The organism is Mesorhizobium sp. M0778 (assembly GCF_040320105.1).
Taxonomy (GTDB): Bacteria; Pseudomonadota; Alphaproteobacteria; order Rhizobiales; family Rhizobiaceae; genus Mesorhizobium.
The window spans coordinates 57,147-70,260 of record NZ_JAMYPA010000018.1; the positions used below are offsets into that span (position 1 = coordinate 57,147).

A 13,114-nucleotide genomic window follows, 5' to 3' on the forward strand; every position below is an offset into this window, starting at 1 on the left:
GGCGAACTGTTTGATCGCCCTGAAATCGGATAGGTTGGGGGCGGTCGATCATCCCTCACGCTTTGATGGCGGTTGCTGGCTAACGGAGCCCTACTCCCAGTTCACGCATCCTTCTCAGCCTGCTCGTTCACCGGCCCCGGCTCCACCGGCGCTTCGCTTGCCACATGCTTGGGGCCGCCCTTGGCGACGCCGACCATGGCCGGCCGCAGCACGCGCTCGCCGATCGAATAGCCGGGCTGCACGACCTGGACGACCGTGTTGGCCGGCACGTCGGGATTGGGCACCTCGAACATCGCCTGGTGGAAATTCGGATCGAATTTCTCCCCCTCGGGCTCGAGCTTCTTCACGCCGTGGCGCTCCAGCGCCGACAGCATGGCGCGCTCGGTGATCTCGACGCCGTCGATCAGCGCCTTGAAGCCGGCATCACCCGACGCCTTGGCCTCCTCCGGGATGGCATCCAGCGCACGGCGCAGATTGTCTGATACCGACAGCATGTCGCGGGCAAAATTGGCGACCGCATAGGCGCGCGCATCGTGGACGTCTCGGGCGGTGCGGCGGCGCAAATTCTCCATGTCGGCCGCCACGCGCAGCGCGCGATCCTTCAGCTCTTCGTTTTCCTTCAGAAGCCGCACAAGCGCTTCATAGTCGCCGTCGACGCCGCCTTCCCTTGGCTCCGCGGCAGCCTCGGTCTTCTCGGCTTCATCGGGCGCGCGTTCGTCTTTTGCCTGGTCGCTCATCGCCGTTTCCCGTCATTTTCAAATGGTGTGGATTTGCGCCCGATATCGAGGTTTAGCGGCCAAAAATCAAGGGGCAAGCGATACTGCAGCCGCTGTTGCGGCTCGATGGCGGACGGCGCAAACCTTTCGATTTAATTCAAACTTTACCGTAACCGCCGGCTTTGCTTGCCAGGCTACTACAATGCGGGAACCATTCCTCCCTTGGAAGAGTTTCGAAGCCGACACAGGATTTTGAGATGATGCCCCGCAGGAACGGCGAAAAACGCAACGGGCTCGCCGCCGATATCCGGCGCCAGCTCGGCACCGAAGCGACCAAGCGCTTTCTGCGCACCTTGCCGGCCTTCCGCACCGAGTCCGATATTCCCGACCGTCTGAAGGAATTGCTCGACCGCCTGGACGGCGTGGAAGCCAAGGTGGTCGCAGGCGGGCGCCGTCGGTAGCGCGCCGTTGCCAGGGACGCGACCGGCAATTGTGGCCGGTTGCCATCGCGCGACGTTTACGCGCAGTAACTTTGCGTGATCTCCGTCTTGCGGCAGCGCCCTGCTCCGCCTATGTTTCATGATGAACATGATTTCCCCCGAAGCTGTGGCAAACAGCAAGCGCGCCTGGTTGAAAATCCTGTCGCGCTATAAAAAGCCCGACAGACGTCGCAGCGCTGTCGAACTCGCCATCACCCTCATCCCTTTCGCCACGTTATGGGCGCTGTCCTCGGCCGCCTATGCCTATGGCCATTGGTGGGGTCTGGTCCTCATCCTTCCGGCCGCCGGCTTTCTGGTGCGGATCTTTATGATCCAGCACGATTGCGGTCACGGCTCCTTCTTTGCCAATCGCTATGCCGACGACTGGATCGGCCGCGTCCTTGGCGTGCTGACGCTGACGCCCTACGATTGCTGGCGCCGCGCCCACGCAACCCATCACGCCAGCGCCGGCAATCTCGACGAGCGCGGCACCGGCGACATCAAGACACTGACCGTCGCCGAATACCGGCAACTGTCGTGGCGGGGCCGGCTCGCCTATCGCCTCTATCGCCATCCGCTGGTGATGTTCGGCCTTGGCCCGATATGGATTTTCATTTTCGAGCAGAGACTGCCCTTGGGCATGATGCGGGGCGGCCTCACCCCTTGGGTGTCGTCGATGTCCACCAACCTCGCCATCGCCGTCATCGCCGCTCTGCTCATCTGGTTCGTCGGCCCCGGCGCGTTCTTGGTCGTGCATCTGCCGATCGTCATTCTCGCCGGATCGGCCGGCATCTGGCTGTTCTACGTCCAGCATCAGTTCGAGGAAACGGAGTGGACAAAGGACTCCGAGTGGGAATTCCAGCACGCTGCCCTGCACGGCTCGTCCTATTACGACCTGCCGCCGGTTCTGAACTGGATCACCGGCAATATCGGCGTCCACCATGTGCACCACCTCTCGGCCAAAGTGCCGTGTTACCGGCTTCCGGAAGTGCTGAGGGACTATCCGGAGTTGCGTGAGATCGGCCGCGTCACGCTTCTCGACAGCCTGCGCTGCGTCAAGCTGGCGCTATGGGACGAGAGCCGCAGCAAGCTGGTCTCGTTCCGCGAAGCGCGGATGGCCGTGTAGACGCACCGCCGCACCTAAAGCGCGTCGCGCTCGACCGGCCTCATGCGACGCGCTTTAAGTTCTTGTTTATGCATGCCGTTATCGCAAAACCGCTGCACACTTTTGCGCGACATGCATTAGGGGCGCGGCGGCTCCAAATTCCGAGCTTAAGCCGCCTGGCGTTGGTCGCGCATCAGGATCTCTCCCTGGCGGATCTCGGTGCCCAGCACTTTCAGACATTCGCGCATGAAGGCGGCAAGGCCCGGCCAGCCCTTGGCCGACACCAGATTGCCGTCGACATGGGCACCGGTCGGCGCAACATCGATATAGATGCCCCCGGCCAGCGTGACTTCCGGCTCGCAATATTGCAGCGCCGCGACTTCCCTGCCGCGCACCACGCCGTCGACCGCGATCAGGATCTGCACGCCGTGGCAGATGGTGAAGATCGGCTTGCCGGCCTCATGGAAATGCCGCACCAGCGCCTGCACGCGCTTGTCGATGCGGATATATTCCGGCCCGCGCCCGCCCGCCGCGTAGACGGCGTCGTATTCGGCCGGGTTGACCTCGGAAAACGTCTTGTTGAGGATGTAGTCGTGGCCGAGCTTTTCCGTATAGGTCTGGTGGCCTTCGAAGTCGTGCAACGAGGTCTTCAGGATGTCGCCGGCCTTCTTGTCGGGGCAAACGACATGGACCGTATGGCCCACCGCATGCATGGCCTGTTCAAAGACGAAAATCTCGTATTCCTCGCTGAACTCGCCAACGAGCATCAATATCTTCTTGCCAGCCATACCCGGTTCCTCCCTTGTGGCCACATTTATTCGGATCGCGAAATAATGGAGCTATCCTAAGACGGGGACGGGCAAAATAAAAGATCGAATCGGCAATGTGGTCCGACCAGATCGTGCTTCTGGTCCCCTGGAGCAGATCAGCTGGCGCGCACCCGCCGCCAGGAATATTTCGGGCCTTTGGCCTCCGGCTTCACCGCCGGCTGGTAGAACAGCGGCAGTCCGCCGGTGCGGCCTTGCTCGAGCCGCTTCAGCAGCACCGGGTGCGAGATCTCGAATTCGTCGAAGCCGAGGCGCAGCATGTGCGGCAGCTGGTCGATAAGCACCTGCCCGGTGGCGCGCATGGCGCCGGTGAAATGGTAACGGCTGCGCAGCAATTCGCCCTTGGAGAACGAGCGGCCGTCATTGAACGCCGGGAAGGCCAGCGCCACCAGCGACAGCTGGTCGAGCAGGCCGGCGATCTTCTCGAGCTGATCGCCGGGCTGCAGCAGCACGCCGATGCGTTCCTTCGCCGACCGCCGCACCTCCCGATCGAGGCCGAGAAACACCTGCAGCGGCAGGATGAAGCGGCCATTGCCGACCAGCGCCTCGGCGCTTTCGGCATGAACCCACTCGTCCTCGCAAAAACCATTCGGCGTCCACAGCCGGGTGGCGTTTTCCGCTATCAATTCGCTCATCAAGAAATTCCCAAGTCCACAAGGTTCTAAAGTGCAAAACACCTCAGGGGGTGTTGAGATTCAGGTCAGGCCGAGCCGGAGCCGAAGGCGGGCGCGAAGCGACCAAACTGCGTGGCTTCCGAGAACCGGAGCGGAGCGTACTTTTGGGTACGTGAGCGCCGGAAGCGCAGGAAGCCGCCGTTTGCAGGCCGGCATCACCTGAATATCAATATATTCTAAAGTGAGGCATCGGTCAGCGACTTCTCCAGCCCCGACAAATGGATGCCGCATTCGGTCTTGGCGTGCCCGGCCCAGCGGCCACTGCGCGCGTCGTCGCCCGGCTGCACCGGCTGCGTGCAAGGGAAACAGCCGATCGACAGATAGCCATAGGCGACGAGCGGGTTTTCACGCAGCGCATGTGCGCGCATGTAGCTGGCCTGGTCTGATGTCGTCCAGTGCGCCAGCGGATTGATGCGGATGCGCGAGCCGACCGCCTCGAACACCGGAAGCGCTGCCCGGGTCGCGGCCTGGAAGCGCTTGCGTCCGGTGAACCAGGCGCGGAACGGCTCGACGCCGCGCGCCAGCGGCTCGACCTTGCGCACGTCGCAGCAGGCGTCGGTATCGGTCTCGTTCAGATTGCCGGTCGGGTCGATCCTTGCCAGCGCCGCATCGTCGGGCCTGATCACCCGGATATCGGTCAACCCGAAATCGGCGACCAGCGCGTCACGATAGCCGAGCGTTTCCTCGAAATGCTTGCCGGTGTCGAGAAAGATCACCGGCAGCGTGCGGTCGAACTCCGCGATCATGTGCAGCAGCACCGCCGAATCCGCGCCGAAGGACGAGACGGCGGCGATTTCGCCGTGAAAGAATTCCCGGGCCGACCGCTCGATAATCTCCAGCGGCTTTAGATGGCCATAGAGCGCGTCGAGACCCGCCGCTTCGGCGGCGATGCCGGCCTCGACGTCGATGATCCGGTCAAGCGGCCTTGGTTTCGCCAGCATAGAGCGCCTCCTTGAACGGCGCGGGACCGACACGGCGGTAGGCGTCGATAAATCTTTCGTTTCTGTCCAGCCGAAGCCCGAGATAGGTCTCGACGATCTGCTCGATGGCATCGGTGATCTCTTCCGAACTGAAGCCGCGGCCGATGATCTCGCCGACCGAGGTGTTCTCGTCGGCCGAGCCGCCGAGCGTCACCTGGTAGAGCTCGGCGCCTTTCTTCTCGACGCCGAGGATGCCGATATGGCCGACATGGTGATGGCCGCAGGCATTGATGCACCCGGAAATCTTCAGCTTCAATTCGCCGATCTCGCGCTGGCGCTCCAGCGAGGCGAAGCGCCGCGAGATTTCCTGTGCCACGGGAATCGAACGCGCTGTCGCCAGCGCGCAATAATCGAGGCCGGGGCAGGAGATGATGTCGCTGATCAGGTTGGAATTGGCCGTCGCCAGCCCGATATCGACAAGCGCGTCATAGACCGCCTTGAGGTCGGCACGCGCGACATGCGGCAGGATCAGGTTCTGCTCGTGACTGACGCGCAGCTCGTCGAAGGAATATTTTTCGGCAATGTCTGCGACCGCTTCCATCTGGCTGTCGGAGGCGTCGCCGGGCGTCTCGCCAATGCCCTTGAGCGAGATGGTCACCGCCGCGTAGTCGGGATGGCGATGGGTGACCACATTCTGGTCCAGCCATTCGGAAAAGCTCTTCGAGTCGAGCCGGGCAAGCTTGACCGCCTCGTCGCCTTCCGGCCGATCGACAAGCGCCGGCGGCGCGAAATAGGCGTCGATGGCGCGGATGTCTTCTTCCGGCAGCCTCAGCTCGGCGTCCTTCAACTCCTGCCATTCGGCCTCGACCTGGCGGGTGATCTCCTCGACGCCGGTCTCGTGGACCAGGATCTTGATGCGCGCCTTGAACTTGTTGTCGCGACGGCCGTAGAGGTTGTAAACGCGCAGGATCGCCGTGCAGTAGGACAACAGATCCGCTTCGGGCAGGAAGTCGCGGATCTTCTTGGCCACCATCGGCGTGCGGCCCTGGCCGCCGCCGACATAGACGGCGAAACCAAGCTCGCCGGCGGCGTTCTTCTTCAGATGCAGGCCGATGTCATGCGTCTGGATGGCGGCGCGGTCGCGCTCGGCGCCGGTCACCGCGATCTTGAATTTTCGCGGCAGGAACGAAAACTCCGGATGCACCGACGACCATTGCCGCAGGATTTCGGCATAGGGGCGCGGATCGGCAACCTCGTCGGCGGCGGCGCCGGCGAAGTGGTCGGCGGTGACGTTGCGAATGCAGTTGCCACTGGTCTGGATGGCGTGCATCTCGACGCTTGCCAGGTCCGCCAGGATCGCCGGGATGTCCGACAACGCCGGCCAGTTGAACTGGATGTTCTGGCGGGTCGTGAAATGCCCATAACCCTTGTCGTATTTGCGTGCGATGTGGCCGAGCATACGCAGTTGCTTGCTGTTCAGCGTGCCGTAGGGCACGGCGATGCGCAGCATATAGGCATGCAGCTGTAGATAGACGCCGTTCATCAGCCGAAGCGGCCGGAACTGGTCCTCGGTGATCTCGCCGGCAAGCCGCCGTGCGACCTGGTCGCTGAACTCGGCGACGCGGGCCTTGACGAAATCGTGGTCGAACTCATCGTAACGGTACATTTTCAGGTCTTTCCGGGCGCGTCCGCCCGTTATTTTCTTCGTTCGAGCACGATCGGGATCATGCTTGTGTCATCTATGCCGCGCGTGCGGCCTGCGGACGGGCCTGCTTGCCCAGATCGTGGCGGGTGGTCGGGCCGGCGGCACGGATCTTTTCGCGCAGCCGGACCGCCTCGACAGTGCCGTTGACCACAGTCACGTCGATCAGATTGACGTCGACCACCTCGTTGTCGGCGGAGGCCTTGGCGCCGATCGCCTCCAGCCGGTCCTCGGCCGCCTTGTCATGGGCGATGTCGGCATGGTCGATGATCTCGGCCCAGCCGCCATTGGCGTACCAGACGGCTATGCCGTCGGCGAGACGGTTCGCGGTCAGCACTTTCATTGGTTCACTCCTTCCGCGGCAGCACGGGCCACGCTGTCCTGCCTGTGTGCGGCCAGCGGCTCGGACCGTTCGAAATTGGCGCCGGCGACGGCGTCGCCGATGATCGTCATCACCGGGCCGCTGAGGTCGGCGCGCGCCTCCAGCGACGGCAGGTCGGCGAGCGTGCCGTGGAAACGGCGGCGGTTGGCAAGACTGGCATTCTCGACCACGGCGACGGCCGTGTCCGGCGACAGGCCGGCTTCGATCAGCCGGCCGGCGACCTCGGCGGCGACCGAGCGCCCCATATAGACGGCGACCGTCGCGCCCGAAATGGCGAGCTTTGCCCAATCGGGCAGCGAATTTCCCTTGAGGTCGTGGCCGGTGGTGAACACCATCGACGACGACACGCCGCGCAGCGTCAGCGGCAGTTCGAAATCGGCGGCGGCGGCGAAGGCCGCGGTGACGCCCGGAACCACTTCGTAGGCGACGCCGGCATCGCGAAGTGCCGCCATCTCCTCGCCGGCCCGGCCGAACACCAGCGGGTCGCCGGACTTCAGCCGCACGACGCGCTTGCCGGCGTGGCCAAGCTCGACCAGCAGCGCATTGATCTCGGCCTGGCTCTTGGAATGGCAGCCCTTGCGCTTGCCGACCGGCAGGCGTTCGGCATCGCGGCGGCCCATGGCGACGATGGCCTCCGGCACCAGCGCGTCATGGACGATCACGTCGGCTTCCATCAGCAGGCGATGGGCGCGCAGCGTCAAAAGGTCCTCGGCGCCGGGACCGGCGCCTACAAGCGCGATATGGCCCGATGCCGGTTCGTTCGAAAGCAACAGGCCGACGGCGGCATCATGCGCCTGCGAAAGCTCGCCGGCCTCCACGGCACGGGCCGGCGCGCCGCCAAAGAAATCGCTCCAGAAGCGGCGGCGGGCATTGCCCTTCGGCAGCAGCTTTTCGGCGGCGCCGCGAAACGACGCGGCAAGTGCCGCGAGCGGCCCGAGCGAGGGCGACAGCATGCGGTCGATGCGGCTGCGCAGCATCTGCGCAAGCACCGGGCCGGCACCTTCCGTGCCGATGGCAATGGCGACCGGCGCGCGGTTGACCAGTGCCGGCGTGAAGAAATCGCAGAGCTCCGGCCGGTCGACGGCATTGACCGGAATGCCCAGCCGGCGCGCATCCCCGGCAACGCGGCGGTCGAGCGCCTCATCGCCGCTGGCGGCAAACACCATCACCGCACCATTGAGATGTGCTGCATTATAGGCGTCGGCAATGTGGGTGGCGCCCGTCTCGGCGATGCAGGCCAGCAGATCGGCGCTTGCGGCATCGCTGACGATGCGCAGCACAGCGCTCGACTGAGCGAGCAGCCGCGCCTTGGCCAGCGCTTCCTCGCCGCCGCCGACGATGGCGACGGCTTCGCCCTCGACCCGCATGAAGACGGGAAAGGCATTGAGCTTAGGCTTGGCTTGCGGCATGACGAGCGGAATCCTGGAACCGTTTGCCAGTTCTACGCGGGGGCGCGAAAAACCAGAAGGCACCCACTCGCGCATCGCTTCGTAGCAGGCAATCTCTTTTCTGCAAGCATAACGGCCAAGAGAAAAATATTCCACATTCAGATGCGGAGCGGATTGAAGCTGCTGTTGCGGCCCTTGATCCGCTGCCTTTCTAGCGGCTTGCCGAGCCAGCCACAAAACAGATTTTTCCAATTTCTACCAATTTAGTAGATTAAAGGCGCCGCATGCCAGCCGAGCCATCAAAGACAGCCTGGCGCTCTCGCCGGCTCCTGTCGGAGATACCGGGTCCGAGTACCGGAACATTCACGCCTCGGCACGCGTTTGCTCTATAGGGCCAAGCCCGGTCATGCCCCTGCGGCAAAGGCCCGGCTATGGGCTTGAAAAATCAAAAAGGAGCGCCCCATGAGCAACGTCAGACTGAAACGCGGACTGTGGATCGTGGTGGCAGATGGCGAAAAGGCGCTGTTCCTCGAGAACCGTGGAGACGTCCAATATCCCGACCTTCAGGTCGTGCACGAGATGGAGCAGGAAAATCCGGCAACCCGAGAGCAAGGCACGGACCGCCCCGGCCGCTACAGCGACGGCCCTTCCGTCCACCGCAGTGCGGTCGAGGACACCGATTGGCACCGCCTCGGCAAGGAGCGTTTTGCCGACGAGATTGCCGACCGGCTCTACAAGCTCGCGCATCGCGGCACCTTCAAGGAGATCGTGCTGATCGCACCGCCGCCAGTGCTGGGCGACATGCGCCGGAAACTGCACAAGGAGGTCACCGACAAGATAACGGCCGAAATTCCAAAGACGCTGACCAACCACAGCATACCCGATATCGAGAGCCTGCTGCAGGCGACCTGATCGGGCATCGGCGGTGCGTACATTCCTTATTGATCGTGAGGCTGAAGCAGCCCAGGGCAATCGCATCAGGTTTGTGCTGCCCCTCACCCTTACCCATTCCGGGGCGAGCCGCTTGTCTCGCCCGTCCTTCGGCCCCCCGTGAAAGACGGGGAGAGGGGGTTGCCAGCGTTGCGTCCAAGCCCCTTCTCCCTGTCACTTACGGGGAGAAGGTGCCGGTAGGCGGATGAGGGGCAGCGTTCCGCCCTCCCACCCCGACGCAAGGGTGAGGAGAGAAACACAAGGCGGCACGTTCACCCTCCAAGCCTCGCTCCGGAAGATGTCGAAATGGGCCTCCTTCGCCACGTTCCAATCGGTTCAAAGCTGACCGGGGGCCGGATCACGGCGACAAAACGTACTGTCGGTCGGGATGCGCCAGCATCGTCATTGACCGTCGAGCATCACGGCCATGCAGATGGTGTCGACATAGCGACCATCAATGCAAACGCTACGCCTGAGGACACCTTCCGTAACGAAACCAGTTTTCTCATACAGCGTTATGGCCCGGCTATTATCGGCGTGCACCGAGAGTTCAACGCGAACGAAGTTTTCTTGCCGAGCCTTTTCTAAGGCGGCGGTGATAAGGCGACGGCCCAATCCTTGTCCACGATAATCGGGTATGATTCCTATCGCTAAACTTCCGCGATGAGCGTGAGATGGAAAGAAATGGCGGGTGATGTCGCACCATCCCACAACGCGGTCTCCTTCCGTCGCCACGATATGCGGGTTTCGCTGCTTAATCATATTCAAAACGAAATCGCGTGTCTCAGGAAGCGGGAACGCTTCAAGCATGGTCAGGTATTTTCGCTCCCGCGCGACAACGTCGAGAGCCGCATGGAAACTCTCAATGTGCTCTGCGGCTGTATTGGCGATTTCAACCATACTTCCTCCAAGGTTCTCCGCTTTCCCAAAGTCTTTGTCGAAGATTGTCTCATCCGCAAGCGCCCGGCTTCAAAAACGCCTGTGGCGCAGTAGGAGGCTGCCACGATCTGACAGGACACGGGTTGGCGAATCGTGCCTGATGCGTCGCACCCATCTTCCATCCCGAGGACCGCTTCGGTCTGCTAACGGATGAATCCCAGTTCTATCAATGCACAATTAGCAGCGTCTGCCTGCGCGAACGGGATAAGCCCTTTTCCGTATCAATCGCCTGCCTAGAGCAGGCCGCGCCGGGTGGCAACGCTTACCGGCTCTTTGCCTTTTGCTTCTTTGCCATCGATTTCATGGGGATTGCGGGTTGTCTCGCGACTGTCCGAGCCCCCATACTGCCGAGGCGGCGGCTTTCGGGCGGCGCACGTCCGACATGGCAATTCCTGAAGGCGCTCCATAGACAATGCCGCATGACACGCCCCTTATCGCCACCATCGTTGCCGGTCTGGGGCTGGCTTTCGTCTTCGGCGCACTTGCCAACCGTTTTCGCGTGCCGCCGCTGGTAGGCTATCTCATCGCCGGCGTTCTGGTTGGACCGAACACGCCGGGTTTCGTTGCCGATGCCGGCCTCGCCAATGAACTGGCCGAGATCGGCGTCATCCTGCTGATGTTCGGCGTCGGCCTGCATTTCTCGCTGAAGGACCTGTTGTCGGTCCGCGCCATCGCCGTGCCCGGCGCCATCGTGCAGATCGGCTTCGCGACAGCCCTTGGCGCCGGCCTCGCCTGGATGCTCGGCTGGTCGATGGGCGCCGGGCTGGTCTTCGGCCTGGCGCTTTCCGTGGCCTCGACCGTGGTGCTGTTGCGCGCGCTGCAGGAGCGGCGGCTGATCGAGACCGAGCGTGGCCGCATCGCTGTCGGCTGGCTGATCGTCGAGGATCTGGCGATGGTGCTGGCGCTGGTGCTTTTGCCGGCATTGGCCGGCGTGCTCGGCGGCCAGGAGCAGGTGGGGGTGCACTCCGGCGGTCTGCTGTCGCTGCCGGCGAGCTACGGCGTCTGGGGCGTCGTCGGCATCACACTGGCCAAGGTCGCGGCCTTTGTCGTGGTCATGCTGGTGGTCGGCCGCCGGCTTATCCCCTGGATCCTGCACTACGTCGCCCATACCGGATCGCGCGAACTGTTCCGGCTGGCGGTGCTTGCGATTGCGCTTGGCGTCGCCTTCGGCGCGGCCAAGCTGTTCGGCGTGTCGCTGGCTCTCGGCGCTTTCTTCGCCGGCATGATCATGAGCGAATCCGAGCTCAGCCATCGGGCGGCCGAGGAATCGCTGCCGCTGCGCGACGCCTTTTCCGTGCTGTTCTTCGTTTCGGTCGGCATGCTGTTCGACCCGTTCAGCCTGATCAGCAATGGCTGGCCGATCCTGGCGACGCTGGCCATCATCGTTATCGGCAAGTCGCTGGCAGCCTTCGTCATCGTCGTCGTTTTCCGCTATCCGGTCGCAACGGCATTGATGATTTCGGCAAGCCTTGCCCAGATCGGCGAATTCTCGTTCATCCTGGCCGAACTCGGCGTCGGGCTGAAACTGCTGCCCGAACAAGGCCGCGACCTCATCCTCGCCGGCGCCATCCTGTCGATCGTCCTCAATCCGCTGATGTTTCTTGCCGCCGACCGGATGAAACCCTGGCTGGAAGCACGCGCCGGCAGGACGGCGCCGTCCGGCGAAGCAAGGCCGATCGGCCCGGCGACCGAACCCGGCCAGGTGGCTTCGGTCGCGGCGCCCGCGAAGGAGGATGGCCCGCCGCCCAGGACGAGGCTGACCGGCCACACCATCCTGATCGGCTACGGCCGCGTCGGCAGCCTCGTCGGCGCGTCGCTGAAGCAGGCCGCCCTGCCCTTCCTCGTCATCGAGGATGCCGACAAGACGTTGGCGAAGCTCAAGGCCGAAGGCGTCGAAACCGTGGCCGGCAACGCGGCGAATGGCGACGTGTTCGCCGCATCCAATGCCGAGGGCGCGAAGCGGCTGATCCTGGCCATCCCCAACGCCTTCGAGGCCGGGCAGGTCGTGCTGCGCGCCCGCGCCGCCAATCAGACAATCGAGATCATCGCCCGCGCCCATTCCGATGCCGAGGTCGAGCACCTCAAGGGCCTTGGTGCCGACACCGTCATCATGGGTGAACGCGAGATCGCCCGCGGGATCGTCGAGGAGGTTTTGGCAGCACCGAAAGCGCCCACGGCAGCCTAAGCCTGCGCTGCCCCGCCAGCGTAGCGGTCAAGCCCCTTCTCCCCGTTCTTCACGGGGAGAAGGTCCCGGCAGGGGGATGAGGGGCAGCGTCAACGATTGATCAAAACCAACCGCTCAAACGTGCTGGCCGCCGTTGATGTGGATTTCTGAGCCGGTCACGTAGGACGCCTGCTGCGAGCACAGGAAGAAGATGATGTCGGCGACTTCCGCGGTGGTGCCGAGCCGCCTCAGCGGAATGGTCTCGACGATTTTTTCCGTGCCCGGCGACAGGATCGCGGTGTCGATCTCGCCCGGCGCAATGGCGTTGACGCGAATGCCGTGCGGACCGAAATCATGCGCCATCTCGCGCGTCAGCGAGCCGAGTGCCGCCTTCGAGGTCGCGTAGGCGGTGCCGGCGAAAGGATGCACGCGGGTGCCGGCGATCGAGGTGACGTTGACGATCGAACCCTTGGCTGACGCCAGCTCCTTGAACAGGCCCCGCGCCAGCATGATCGGCGCGAAGAAATTCACCTGGAAGACGTCGCGCCAGACATGCATCGGCGTGTCGATCGAGTTCATGCGGCTGTTGCCGTCCTTGAGCTTCGGCGAGATGCCGGCATTGTTGACCAGCGCGTGCAACTGCCCGCCATGGGCCTCGAGCCGGTGGCGGATCTCGGAGATGGCGATGCCGACATCTTCCTGGTCGGCGAGATCGACCTTGATGTGGTCTTCCGGGCCGGCCGGCCACGGGCAGTCCTCGGCAAAGGCCTGGCGCGAGCAGGTGATGACGCGCCAGCCTTCGCGTGAAAAGCGCTTGACCGTGGCATGGCCGATGCCACGGCTGGCGCCGGTCAGCACGATGGTTTTTCTGGTGTCGGGTTCAGCCAT

General features: G+C 63.5%; 13 protein-coding genes. 4 read left to right on the top strand and 9 right to left on the bottom strand.

Annotated features, from left to right (window positions below; genetic code table 11):
- Positions 1 to 101: 101 nt before the first annotated feature.
- Entirely contained in the window at positions 102 to 737 is a 636-nt protein-coding gene (gene grpE / locus NKI22_RS22890) for a nucleotide exchange factor GrpE (RefSeq protein ID WP_023675250.1), read from the bottom strand.
- A gap of 236 nt (positions 738 to 973) precedes the next feature.
- Here grpE and NKI22_RS22895 point away from each other — a divergent pair, with 236 nt between their 5' ends.
- Together NKI22_RS22895 and NKI22_RS22900 are read left to right on the top strand one after the other, a co-directional pair.
- Positions 974 to 1,177 carry a hypothetical protein gene (locus NKI22_RS22895; RefSeq protein ID WP_023718943.1) on the top strand — a complete coding sequence of 68 codons (204 nt, stop codon included), beginning with the start codon at positions 974 to 976 and terminating at the stop codon, positions 1,175 to 1,177.
- 121 nt (positions 1,178 to 1,298) lie between these two features.
- Positions 1,299 to 2,321: a fatty acid desaturase gene (locus tag NKI22_RS22900; RefSeq protein WP_023675248.1), complete on the top strand. Its 1,023-nt coding sequence runs from the start codon at positions 1,299 to 1,301 to the stop codon at positions 2,319 to 2,321.
- A 146-nt stretch (positions 2,322 to 2,467) separates the two neighbouring features.
- Here NKI22_RS22900 and NKI22_RS22905 read toward each other — a convergent pair whose 3' ends face one another.
- The 6 genes from NKI22_RS22905 to cysG form a co-directional block, all read right to left on the bottom strand.
- Entirely contained in the window at positions 2,468 to 3,088 is a 621-nt protein-coding gene (locus NKI22_RS22905) for a DJ-1/PfpI family protein (protein WP_352483597.1), read from the bottom strand.
- Between the two features lie 137 nt (positions 3,089 to 3,225).
- Entirely contained in the window at positions 3,226 to 3,762 is a 537-nt protein-coding gene (locus NKI22_RS22910) for a DUF934 domain-containing protein (RefSeq protein ID WP_352958909.1), read from the bottom strand.
- 215 nt (positions 3,763 to 3,977) lie between these two features.
- Positions 3,978 to 4,742, bottom strand: coding sequence for a phosphoadenylyl-sulfate reductase (locus NKI22_RS22915; protein WP_352816834.1), 765 nt, complete (start codon positions 4,740 to 4,742; stop codon positions 3,978 to 3,980).
- Positions 4,717 to 6,387 (bottom strand): nitrite/sulfite reductase, encoded by a 1,671-nt coding sequence (locus NKI22_RS22920; RefSeq protein WP_023718939.1) that lies wholly within the window; start codon positions 6,385 to 6,387, stop codon positions 4,717 to 4,719. Before NKI22_RS22920 ends, NKI22_RS22915 begins: the two co-directional genes overlap by 26 nt.
- 73 nt (positions 6,388 to 6,460) lie before the next feature.
- The gene (locus NKI22_RS22925) at positions 6,461 to 6,766 is read right to left on the bottom strand and encodes a DUF2849 domain-containing protein (protein ID WP_023718938.1); all 306 of its coding nucleotides are present in this window, start codon (positions 6,764 to 6,766) and stop codon (positions 6,461 to 6,463) included.
- Positions 6,763 to 8,214, bottom strand: coding sequence for a siroheme synthase CysG (gene cysG / locus NKI22_RS22930; protein ID WP_352592662.1), 1,452 nt, complete (start codon positions 8,212 to 8,214; stop codon positions 6,763 to 6,765). Before cysG ends, NKI22_RS22925 begins: the two co-directional genes overlap by 4 nt.
- A 441-nt stretch (positions 8,215 to 8,655) precedes the next feature.
- Between cysG and NKI22_RS22935 the strand changes: the two genes are divergently transcribed.
- Entirely contained in the window at positions 8,656 to 9,105 is a 450-nt protein-coding gene (locus NKI22_RS22935; RefSeq protein WP_023718936.1) for a baeRF12 domain-containing protein, read from the top strand.
- A 420-nt stretch (positions 9,106 to 9,525) separates the two neighbouring features.
- On the opposite strand, the gene NKI22_RS22940 is transcribed toward NKI22_RS22935, so the two are convergent.
- Entirely contained in the window at positions 9,526 to 10,023 is a 498-nt protein-coding gene (locus NKI22_RS22940) for a GNAT family N-acetyltransferase (protein WP_023718935.1), read from the bottom strand.
- A 451-nt stretch (positions 10,024 to 10,474) separates the two neighbouring features.
- Between NKI22_RS22940 and NKI22_RS22945 the strand changes: the two genes are divergently transcribed.
- The gene (locus NKI22_RS22945) at positions 10,475 to 12,247 is read left to right on the top strand and encodes a cation:proton antiporter domain-containing protein (RefSeq protein ID WP_352789318.1); all 1,773 of its coding nucleotides are present in this window, start codon (positions 10,475 to 10,477) and stop codon (positions 12,245 to 12,247) included.
- Positions 12,248 to 12,361: 114 nt separating this feature from the next.
- Here the strand turns inward: NKI22_RS22945 and NKI22_RS22950 are convergent, their stop codons facing one another.
- Positions 12,362 to 13,114, bottom strand: coding sequence for an SDR family NAD(P)-dependent oxidoreductase (locus NKI22_RS22950; RefSeq protein ID WP_023718933.1), 753 nt, complete (start codon positions 13,112 to 13,114; stop codon positions 12,362 to 12,364).

Excerpts from the sequence above, each read along its gene's own strand:
- grpE (WP_023675250.1), bottom strand. The coding sequence starts at position 737 with ATGAGCGACCAGGCAAAAGACGAACGCGCGCCCGATGAAGCCGAGAAG.
- NKI22_RS22895 (WP_023718943.1), top strand. The coding sequence starts at position 974 with ATGATGCCCCGCAGGAACGGCGAAAAACGCAACGGGCTCGCCGCCGAT.
- NKI22_RS22900 (WP_023675248.1), top strand. The coding sequence starts at position 1,299 with ATGAACATGATTTCCCCCGAAGCTGTGGCAAACAGCAAGCGCGCCTGG.
- NKI22_RS22905 (WP_352483597.1), bottom strand. The coding sequence starts at position 3,088 with ATGGCTGGCAAGAAGATATTGATGCTCGTTGGCGAGTTCAGCGAGGAA.
- NKI22_RS22910 (WP_352958909.1), bottom strand. The coding sequence starts at position 3,762 with ATGAGCGAATTGATAGCGGAAAACGCCACCCGGCTGTGGACGCCGAAT.
- NKI22_RS22915 (WP_352816834.1), bottom strand. The coding sequence starts at position 4,742 with ATGCTGGCGAAACCAAGGCCGCTTGACCGGATCATCGACGTCGAGGCC.
- NKI22_RS22920 (WP_023718939.1), bottom strand. The coding sequence starts at position 6,387 with ATGTACCGTTACGATGAGTTCGACCACGATTTCGTCAAGGCCCGCGTC.
- NKI22_RS22925 (WP_023718938.1), bottom strand. The coding sequence starts at position 6,766 with ATGAAAGTGCTGACCGCGAACCGTCTCGCCGACGGCATAGCCGTCTGG.
- cysG (WP_352592662.1), bottom strand. The coding sequence starts at position 8,214 with ATGCCGCAAGCCAAGCCTAAGCTCAATGCCTTTCCCGTCTTCATGCGG.
- NKI22_RS22935 (WP_023718936.1), top strand. The coding sequence starts at position 8,656 with ATGAGCAACGTCAGACTGAAACGCGGACTGTGGATCGTGGTGGCAGAT.
- NKI22_RS22940 (WP_023718935.1), bottom strand. The coding sequence starts at position 10,023 with ATGGTTGAAATCGCCAATACAGCCGCAGAGCACATTGAGAGTTTCCAT.
- NKI22_RS22945 (WP_352789318.1), top strand. The coding sequence starts at position 10,475 with ATGCCGCATGACACGCCCCTTATCGCCACCATCGTTGCCGGTCTGGGG.
- NKI22_RS22950 (WP_023718933.1), bottom strand. The coding sequence starts at position 13,114 with ATGGCTGAACCCGACACCAGAAAAACCATCGTGCTGACCGGCGCCAGC.